The 6724-nt window shown below is 75.4% G+C and carries 7 protein-coding genes and 1 pseudogene; 5 read left to right on the forward strand and 3 right to left on the reverse strand.

All coding sequences use genetic code 11. The features are described from left to right. Window positions 1-174 precede the first annotated feature (174 nt). Genes ABEB16_RS10400 through ispF form a run of 3 tightly spaced genes read left to right on the forward strand, consistent with a single transcriptional unit; the run spans window position 175 to window position 1846 of the window. Window positions 175-657: a CarD family transcriptional regulator gene (locus ABEB16_RS10400; protein ID WP_345712182.1), complete on the forward strand. Its 483-nt coding sequence runs from the start codon at window positions 175-177 to the stop codon at window positions 655-657. Window positions 658-698: 41 nt separating this feature from the next. Continuing rightward, the gene (ispD, locus tag ABEB16_RS10405; RefSeq protein WP_425560159.1) at window positions 699-1352 is read left to right on the forward strand and encodes a 2-C-methyl-D-erythritol 4-phosphate cytidylyltransferase; all 654 of its coding nucleotides are present in this window, start codon (window positions 699-701) and stop codon (window positions 1350-1352) included. A 5-nt stretch (window positions 1353-1357) separates the two neighbouring features. Further along, window positions 1358-1846 carry a 2-C-methyl-D-erythritol 2,4-cyclodiphosphate synthase gene (ispF, locus tag ABEB16_RS10410; RefSeq protein ID WP_345712188.1) on the forward strand — a complete coding sequence of 163 codons (489 nt, stop codon included), beginning with the start codon at window positions 1358-1360 and terminating at the stop codon, window positions 1844-1846. A 34-nt stretch (window positions 1847-1880) separates the two neighbouring features. Here the strand turns inward: ispF and ABEB16_RS10415 are convergent, their stop codons facing one another. The 3 genes from ABEB16_RS10415 to ABEB16_RS10425 form a co-directional block, all read right to left on the reverse strand. Beyond that, window positions 1881-3083 carry an AI-2E family transporter gene (locus tag ABEB16_RS10415; protein ID WP_345712183.1) on the reverse strand — a complete coding sequence of 401 codons (1203 nt, stop codon included), beginning with the start codon at window positions 3081-3083 and terminating at the stop codon, window positions 1881-1883. 102 nt (window positions 3084-3185) lie between these two features. Next, window positions 3186-3896 carry an MBL fold metallo-hydrolase gene (locus tag ABEB16_RS10420; RefSeq protein ID WP_345712184.1) on the reverse strand — a complete coding sequence of 237 codons (711 nt, stop codon included), beginning with the start codon at window positions 3894-3896 and terminating at the stop codon, window positions 3186-3188. Continuing rightward, window positions 3893-5029, reverse strand: a complete 1137-nt coding sequence (locus ABEB16_RS10425; RefSeq protein WP_345712185.1) for an S-(hydroxymethyl)mycothiol dehydrogenase — start codon at window positions 5027-5029, stop codon at window positions 3893-3895. Before ABEB16_RS10425 ends, ABEB16_RS10420 begins: the two co-directional genes overlap by 4 nt. A 79-nt stretch (window positions 5030-5108) precedes the next feature. On the opposite strand from ABEB16_RS10425, the gene cysS reads away from it, so the two are divergent. Continuing rightward, window positions 5109-6539 (forward strand): cysteine--tRNA ligase, encoded by a 1431-nt coding sequence (gene cysS / locus ABEB16_RS10430; RefSeq protein ID WP_345712186.1) that lies wholly within the window; start codon window positions 5109-5111, stop codon window positions 6537-6539. Then, window positions 6539-6724: pseudogene (locus ABEB16_RS10435) on the forward strand (23S rRNA (guanosine(2251)-2'-O)-methyltransferase RlmB); the annotation flags it as partial. The gene cysS and the pseudogene ABEB16_RS10435, both read left to right, overlap by 1 nt.

Here is a 6724-nt window from a genome sequence, read left to right on the forward strand (position 1 = left end):
CGCCGCGGCGCGCGCGGCGGGGGCGGCGGGGGCCCCGGCAGCACGTCCCGGCGGCCCTGTCAAGGCGGGATCGGCGGTGCGCGGGGGCTCTGACCTGCGAAAACGCGGATCACGGGTCTGTCCGGGGAGCGCTTCCCGTGGTAACCTGGAAACAGGGAAAGGGGTCTCAATAACATGGCTTTCACGGTCGGCGAAACGGTTGTCTACCCCCATCACGGGGCCGCACTGATCGAGGAGATCAAGACCCGGACCATCAAGGGCGAGGACAAGCTCTACCTCGTCCTGAAGGTCGCCCAGGGCGACCTGACCATCGAGGTTCCCGCGGACAACGTCGACCTGGTGGGTGTGCGCGACGTCGTCGGCCGCGAGGGCCTGGAGCGGGTGTTCTCGGTGCTGCGCACCCCGTACGCCGAGGAGCCGACCAACTGGTCGCGCCGCTACAAGGCGAACCTCGAGAAGCTGGCCTCCGGTGACGTGATCAAGGTCGCCGAGGTCGTGCGCGACCTGTGGCGCCGCGACCAGGACCGCGGTCTGTCCGCGGGGGAGAAGCGGATGCTCGCCAAGGCGCGGCAGATCCTCGTCTCCGAGCTGGCCCTGGCCGAGAACACCAACGAGGACAAGGCCGAGTCCCTCCTCGACGAGGTCCTCGCGTCCTGAGGTCCGCGCTCGTCGTCCCGGCGGCGGGTCGGGGCGAACGGCTGGGCGCGGCGCGCCCCAAGGCCCTGGTCGAGCTGGCCGGGCGGCCGTTGCTGGTGCACGCGCTCAGCCGGGCGGCCGGCGTGGACGTCGTCGTGGTCGCCTGCCCCCCGGGGTCGAGCGCGCGGGTGACGTCGCTGCTGGCCCCGGTCGCGGGGCGGTGCGAGGTGCACGTCGTGGAGGGGGCCCCCGATCGGCAGGGCTCCGTGCGCGCGGCCCTCGACCGGGTCCCCGGGGACGTCGACGTCGTGCTGGTCCACGACGCCGCCCGCTGCCTGACGCCGCCCGCCGTGTTCGCCGACGTCGTCCGCGCCGTCCGCGCCGGCGCCCGCGCCGTGGTGCCGGCCCTGCCGGTGACCGACACGATCAAGCAGGTCCGCGGCGGTGTCGTCGTCGGCACGCCCGACCGCCGCGAGCTGTGGGCCGTGCAGACCCCGCAGGGCTTCGACGCCGCCCTGCTGCGGGCCGTGCACGCCGACCCGCCGGCGGGGCTGGCCGTGACGGACGACGCGGGCATGGTCGAGGCCGCCGGGCACGAGGTGCTCGTCGTGCCCGGCTCGGAGCACGCCTTCAAGATCACCCGACCGATCGACCTGCTGCTGGCCGAGGCCGTGCTGGCCGGGCACGCCCCCGAACGCGCCGAGGAGGCCCCGTGAGCAGCCTGCAGCCCCTGCCCCGGGTGGGGACGGGCGTCGACGTGCACGCCCTCGCCGCCGGCCGGCCCTGCCGGGTGGCCGGGCTGCTGTGGCCCGGGGAGCCCACCGGCCCCGAGGGGCACTCCGACGGCGACGTCGCGGCCCACGCCGCCGCCGACGCCCTCTTCGCCGCGGCCGGCCTGGGCGACCTGGGCCTGCACTTCGGCACCTCGCGGCCGCAGTGGGCCGGCGCGCCGGGGCCCGTGCTGCTCGCGGAGGCCGCCCGGCTGGTGCGCGAGGCCGGCTTCCGCATCGGCAACGTCTCCGTGCAGGTCATCGGCAACGCCCCCAAGATCGGCACCCGCCGGGCCGAGGCGCAGCTGGCGCTCGGCGAGGCGTGCGGCGCCCCCGTGAGCGTCGCGGGGACCACCACCGACGGGCTGGGCTTCACCGGCCGCGGGGAGGGGCTGGCGGCCGTCGCGACCGCCCTCGTCGTGCCGCTGGCCGGGGGGTAGGGCCCTCCGCGCGGGCGGGGCCCCACCCCGGGGCTCAGGACGCCGGCTCGGCCCGCTGCTCCGCCGGCCGGGGCGCCCGCCGCAGCCGCTGGATGCGCTCGATCCGCTCCTGCTCGCGCTCGTCGCGCTCGGGGTTCTCCGGCTCGTCGGGTCGCAGCGTGTGCCGCACGTAGCGCAGCACCACCGCGAGGATCGCCGCCACCGGCACGGACAGGAACGCCCCGGTGATGCCGTAGAGCGTGCTGCCGATGGTCACGGCACCGATGACCACGCCGGGGTGCAGGTTCATGGTGTGCCCGACCAGGAGCGGCTGCAGGACGTTGCCCTCGATCTGCTGCACCAGCAGCACGATGCCCAGCACGATGAGCGCCTGGACCCACCCGGCCGTCACCAGGGCCACCAGCACCGCCAGCAGCCCGGTGACCACGGCGCCGATGATCGGGATGAACGACGCGAAGAAGATGATGACGCCCAGCGGCAGCGCGAAGGGCACGTCGAGGACGGCGAGGCCGACGCCGATGAACAGCGCGTCCACGAACGCCACCGCCGCCTGGGAGAGGATGTAGCCGCGCAGCACCTTCCAGATGCGGGTGCCCAGGGCGTCGGCGTGCCGCCAGGTGCGCTCGTCCAGCCAGCGGCGCGACCAGGGGATGAAGCGGTCGCCGTCGTTGAGGCAGAAGAACGCCAGCACCAGCACGAGCAGCGTGGTGATCACGCCCGAGCCGACGCTGCTGAGGCCGCCGACCACGCCGAGCGCGATGGACTGCGCGTTGGACTGCAGCCGGCTGACCCCCTCGTTGATGAGGTCGCCGATCTGGTCGTCGCCGAGGTTGAGCGGGGGGCCGGTCACCCAGGTCTGCACCTGGTCCAGGCCGGCGTTGGCGCTGTCGACGACCTCCGACGTCTGGCTGGTGACGCTGGGGATGATCGAGGCGAACACGCCGGCGACGACGCCCACGAGGACCAGCAGCGACAGCAGCGCCGCCACGACGTTCGGCAGGAACCGGCGCAGCAGCGCCGTCAGGGGCCACAGCACCGCGGCGAGCAGCACGCCGAGCAGCAGGGGGAAGAGCAGCGACCAGCTCTTGCCGAGCAGCCACAGCAGCGCGTACGCGAAGGCGCCCAGGATGAGCAGCCGCAGCGCCCACTGGGCGGCGGAGGACACCTTGGAGCCCACCACGTCCTTCGTGGGCTCGCCCGTGGCCGCCACGGGTGCGGGAGGCACGTTCTCGGTCACGACGTCCAGGCTCCTCGGGGGGTCGGCAGTGCCTGGATGCTGCCAGCCGGGCGGGCTCCCGGCATCCGCTGGCGCCGGGTGCGGGTGCCGGGTGCGGCCGGGTCAGTGCCCGCGGTCGATCCACTCCTGCAGGTGCGGGGCCTCGTCGCCGATCGTGGTGGACCCCCCGTGGCCGGTGAGCACCCGGGTGTCCGGGGGCAGGGTGAGCAGCCGCTCGCGGATGGAGTCGACGATCGTGGGGAAGTCGGAGAACGAGCGTCCCGTCGCGCCGGGGCCGCCGGCGAACAGGGTGTCGCCGGTGAAGACGGTCGCGAGCTCGGGGGCGTAGAGGCAGACCGAGCCGGGGCTGTGCCCGGGGGTGTGCAGGACGTGCAGCTCCGTGCCGGCCACCTGCAGGACCTGCCCGTCGGCCAGCGGCGTGGTGGCGTGCGAGGGGCCGGGGGAGCTCGCGCCGGTGCCGTCGTCGGCGGCACCGGCGGCGGTGCGCCCGTGGGTGAGCTCCCAGACGGGCTGGTCGGCGGGGTGCAGCAGGATCGGCACGTGCCGGCCCTGCACCGCGGTGAGGCGCTCGGCCAGCTCGGGGGCGCGGCGGACGTGGTCGTCGTGGGCGTGGGTGCAGACCACGGCCAGCACCCGGCGCGCGCCGGTGGTGCCGAGGGCGGCGTCGGCGACGGCGCGGGCGTCGTGGGGGGCGTCGATGACGACGCACTCGGTGTCGTCGCCGACGATCCAGACGTTGTTGTCGACGTCGAAGGTCTGCCCGTCGAGGCTGAACGTGCCGGAGGTGACGAGGTGCTCGACGCGGGCGCTCACGAGGTCGCTCCCGCGCCGCTGCCGTCCAGCACCACCACGGAGCGCAGGACGTCGCCGCGGGCCATGGTCGCGAAGGCGGCTTCGACCTCCTCCAGGGCGATGCGCTCGGTGACGAAGGCGTCCAGCGGCAACCGGCCGCGGGTGTGCAGCTCCAGCAGGGCGGGGAAGTCCCGCTCGGGCAGGCAGTCCCCGTACCAGGACGACTTCAGCGCACCCCCGCGGCCGAAGACGTCCAGCAGCGGGACGCTCAGCTGCATCTCGGGGGTGGGGACCCCGACCAGCACCACGGTGCCGGCCAGGTCGCGGGCGTAGAACGCCTGCCGCCACGTCTCGGGTCGGCCCACCGCGTCGATCACCACGTCTGCCCCGACGCCGTCGGTGAGCGCCTGCACCGCGGCCACCACGCCGTCCTCGTCCAGCCGCGAGGAGTCGACGGTGTGGCTGGCCCCCAGCCGCTGCGCCCACGCGAGCTTCCCGGCGTCGACGTCGACGGCGACGACCCGCCGCGCCCCGGCCAGCACCGCCCCGGCGATCGCCGCGCACCCCACCCCACCGCAGCCGATCACGGCCACCGTGTCGCCGCGGCGCACCGGGGCGGTGTTGACCGCCGCGCCCAGGCCGGCCATCACCCCGCAGCCCAGCAGCCCGGCCACCGCCGGGTCCCACCAGCCGCCCAGGGCATCGGTGTCGATGATCGTGGCCTGGCCGGCGGCCACCAGGGTCTTGGCGGCGAAGGCCCCGATGCCCAGCGCGGGCGAGAGCGGGGTGCCGTCGGCCAGCGTCATCGGCCGGCTCGCGTTGTGGGTGGCGAAGCAGTACTGCGGCTCACCGCGCCTGCAGGCCCGGCAGCGACCGCACACCGCCCGCCAGTTCAGCACCACCCGGTCCCCGACGGCGTGGGTGCTCACGCCCTCCCCGACGGCGGCCACGGTGCCGGCGGCCTCGTGCCCCAGCAGGAACGGGAACTCGTCGTTGATGCCGCCCTCGCGGTAGTGCAGGTCGGTGTGGCACACCCCGCACGCCGCGACGTCCACCACCACCTCACCCGGGCCCGGGTCGGGCACCACGATCTCCACCAGCTCCACGGGGGCGCCCTTGGCCCGCGAGACGACTCCGGTCACGGTCGACGGCATGAGCGGACGGTAACGCTCCTGCCGGGTGCCCGCGAGGTTCCGGGCGGGTGGACCGGTCCGCCCCCGGTAGCCTTGCCCGGTGAGCCTGCGCCTGTACGACAGCTCCCGAGGGGCGGTGCGCGACTTCGTGCCGCTGCACCCCGGCCGGGTCGGCGTGTACGTCTGCGGCGCCACCCCCCAGGGCTCGCCCCACCTCGGGCACGTGCGCTCGCAGGTCGCCTTCGACGTGCTGCGCCGCTGGCTGGTCGCCGGTGGTCTCGAGGTGACCTACGTCCGCAACGTCACCGACGTCGACGACAAGATCCTCGCCAGGTCGGCCGAGGCGGGCGTGGAGTGGTGGGCGCACGCCTACCGCCACGAGCGGGAGTTCGCCGCGGCCTACGACGCCCTCGGCGTGCTGCCCGCGACGATCGAGCCGCGCGCCACCGGCCACGTGCCGGAGATGGTCGAGCTGGTCGAGCGCCTGCTCGCCGCCGGGCACGCCTACGCCGCCGGGGACGGCTCGGGGGACGTCTACTTCGACGTGCGCTCCTGGCCGTCCTACGGGGAGCTGACGCACCAGCGCCTCGACGACATGCAGGACGCCGCCGACGCCGACCCGCGCGGCAAGCGCGACCCGCGGGACTTCGCGCTGTGGAAGGGCGCCAAGGCCGGTGAGCCGGCGACCGCGTCGTGGGCGACGCCGTGGGGCCGGGGCCGGCCGGGCTGGCACCTGGAGTGCTCGGCGATGGCCGGGCGCTACCTGGGCGCGGAGTTCGACGTGCACGGCGGCGGGCTGGACCTGCGCTTCCCGCACCACGAGAACGAGCTGGCGCAGTCGCGGGCGGCCGGGGACGGTTTCGCGCGGTACTGGCTGCACAACGGCTGGGTCACGATGGCCGGGGAGAAGATGAGCAAGTCGCTGGGCAACGTGCTCGGCGTCCCGCACCTGCTGGGCCGCTACCGCGGTGTGGTGCTGCGCTACTACCTGGTCTCGGCGCACTACCGCTCCCACCTGGAGTGGTCGGAGGGTTCCCTGGCGGAGGCGGAGACCGCCTACGCCCGCCTGGAGGGTTTCGTGCGCCGCGCCGGCGAGCGGCTGGGTGGGGCGGGGTCCGTCCCGGCGGGTGTCGGTGCGGACTTCGCCGCGGCGATGGACGACGACCTGGCGACCCCGACGGCGCTGGCGGTCCTGCACGAGGACGTCCGGGCGGGCAACGCCGCGCTGGCGGCCGGTGACGCGGGGACGCTGGCGGCGGCGCTGGGGCGCGTGCGGGCCGGGCTCGACGTGCTGGGCCTGGACCCGCTGTCGCCGCTGTGGACGGCGCAGGAGGGGTCCGCCGGTGCGGCGGCGCGGCTGCGGGGCGCGCTGGACGTGCTCGTGGCGGCGCAGCTGGAGGAGCGGGCGCGGGCGCGGGCGGCGCGGGACTTCGCCGCGGCCGACGCCATCAGGGACCGGCTCAAGGGGGCCGGCATCGTGATCGAGGACACCTCGGCGGGGCCGACGTGGACCGTGGAGGGTGAGCAGTAGTGGCAGGCAACTCCCAGCGACGCGGGGCGGTCCGCAAGTCGTCGAAGAACGTCGGCTCGGGCACGGGCACCGGCGGCAAGAACCGCCGCGGCCTGGAGGGCCGGGGGCCGACGCCGAAGGCGTCCGAGCGCACGGGGCACCCGGCGGCGCGGCAGGCCGCGGCGGCGCAGCGCCGCCAGGGTGCG

It is taken from the genome of Kineococcus glutinatus, from assembly GCF_039542765.1.
GTDB lineage: Bacteria > Actinomycetota > Actinomycetes > Actinomycetales > Kineococcaceae > Kineococcus_A > Kineococcus_A glutinatus.